Source organism: Streptomyces viridosporus (assembly GCF_002078235.1).
Taxonomy (GTDB): domain Bacteria; phylum Actinomycetota; class Actinomycetes; order Streptomycetales; family Streptomycetaceae; genus Streptomyces; species Streptomyces viridosporus.
The window spans coordinates 1-2,005 of record NZ_MSGP01000310.1; the positions used below are offsets into that span (position 1 = coordinate 1).

The following is a 2,005-nucleotide window of genomic DNA, read 5'->3' on the forward strand; positions in this document are numbered from 1 at the left end:
CAAGGTGCTCATCGCCAATCGTGGCGAAATCGCTGTCCGGGTGGCCCGGGCCTGCCGGGACGCCGGGATCGCGAGCGTGGCGGTCTACGCCGATCCGGACCGGGACGCCCTGCATGTCCGCGCCGCGGACGAGGCGTTCGCCCTGGGCGGTGACACCCCGGCCACCAGCTACCTGGACATGGACAAGGTGCTGGCCGCGGCGCGGGAGTCGGGCGCGGACGCGGTCCACCCCGGCTACGGCTTCCTCTCGGAGAACGCCGCGTTCGCGCAGGCGGTGCTGGACGCCGGCCTGACCTGGATCGGCCCGCCCCCGCAGGCCATCCGGGACCTGGGCGACAAGGTCGCCGCCCGGCACATCGCCCAGCGCGCCGGCGCCCCGCTGGTGGCCGGCACCCCCGACCCGGTGGCCGGCGCCGAGGAGGTGCTGGCCTTCGCCGACCGGCACGGGCTGCCGATCGCCATCAAGGCCGCCTTCGGCGGCGGCGGGCGCGGCCTGAAGGTCGCCCGCACCCGGGAGGAGATCCCCGAGCTGTACGACTCCGCGGTCCGCGAGGCGGTGGCCGCCTTCGGCCGCGGCGAGTGCTTCGTGGAGCGCTACCTGGACCGGCCCCGGCACGTGGAGACCCAGTGCCTGGCCGACACCCACGGCAACGTGGTGGTCGTCTCCACCCGGGACTGCTCGCTGCAGCGCCGCCACCAGAAGCTGGTCGAGGAGGCCCCCGCCCCGTTCCTGACCGCGGAGCAGACCGCCGAGCTGTACCGGGCCTCCAAGGCCATCCTGCGCGAGGCCGGCTACGTCGGCGCCGGCACCGTGGAGTTCCTCGTCGGCGCCGACGGCACCGTCTCCTTCCTGGAGGTCAACACCCGCCTGCAGGTCGAGCACCCGGTCACCGAGGAGGTCGCCGGGATCGACCTGGTGCGCGAGATGTTCCGCATCGCCGACGGCGAGCCCCTGGGCTACGACGACCCGCCGCTGCGCGGCCACTCCTTCGAGTTCCGCATCAACGGCGAGGACCCCGGCCGCGGCTTTCTGCCCGCCCCGGGCACCGTCACCGCCTTCGCCGCGCCCACCGGGCCCGGGGTGCGGCTGGACGCGGGGGTGGAGGCGGGCAGCGTGATCGGCCCGGCCTGGGACTCGCTGCTGGCCAAGCTGATCGTCACCGGCCGCACCCGCGCCGAGGCGCTGCAGCGCGCCGCCCGGGCGCTGGCGGAGTTCCGCATCGAGGGCATGGCCACCGCCCTGCCCTTCCACCGCAGGGTGGTCACCGACCCCGCCTTCGCCCCCGAGCTCACCGGCTCGGCGGGGCCGTTCACCGTGCACACCCGGTGGATCGAGACCGAGTTCGTCAACGACCTGCCGCCCTTCACCCCCGCCGGCGGCGGCGCGGAGGCGGAGGAGGAGGCGGACCGCGAGACGGTGGTGGTCGAGGTCGGCGGCAAGCGCCTGGAGGTCTCCCTGCCCGCCTCGCTGGGCATGTCCCTGGCCCGCACCGGCCTGGCGGCCGGCGCCAAGCCCCGGCGGCGGGCGGCCAGGCGGTCCGGGCCGGCCGCCTCCGGCGACACCCTGGCCTCCCCGATGCAGGGCACCATCGTCAAGGTCGCGGTGGAGGAGGGCCAGCAGGTCCAGGAGGGCGACCTGGTGGTGGTGCTGGAGGCGATGAAGATGGAGCAGCCCCTCAACGCCCACCGCTCCGGCACCGTCAAGGCACTGACCGCCCAGGTCGGCGCGTCCGTCACGGCCGGCGCCGCCCTCTGCGAGATCAAGGACTGACCGACACGACGCGACAAAGCGCCCGGCGGACCGACCGAGGATCCGCCGGGCGCCTCTCGTGCGCGGGCCCGCCGGGCCTCCGTACGATCCGGTGACGGGGGCGACACCGCGCCCTCACCGCCTGCGCAGATCCGCCACCCGGGCCCGTTCGGCAGCCGTCGGCTGTTCGGCTCCCAGGCCCACGGCCGGACGGAGGCCCGGGCCCTGGCGGCGGGGCCCGGGCCTCCGTCCGGC

General features: G+C 75.9%; 1 protein-coding gene and 1 pseudogene. One reads left to right on the forward strand and one right to left on the reverse strand.

The features are described from left to right. Positions 1–1,771: acetyl/propionyl/methylcrotonyl-CoA carboxylase subunit alpha (locus tag B7L92_RS22000; protein ID WP_107501569.1), on the forward strand; the 1,771-nt coding region annotated here is incomplete at its 5' end. Between the two features lie 114 nt (positions 1,772–1,885). Here B7L92_RS22000 and B7L92_RS42560 read toward each other — a convergent pair. Next, positions 1,886–2,005 (reverse strand): annotated as a pseudogene (locus tag B7L92_RS42560) (DeoR family transcriptional regulator); the annotation flags it as partial.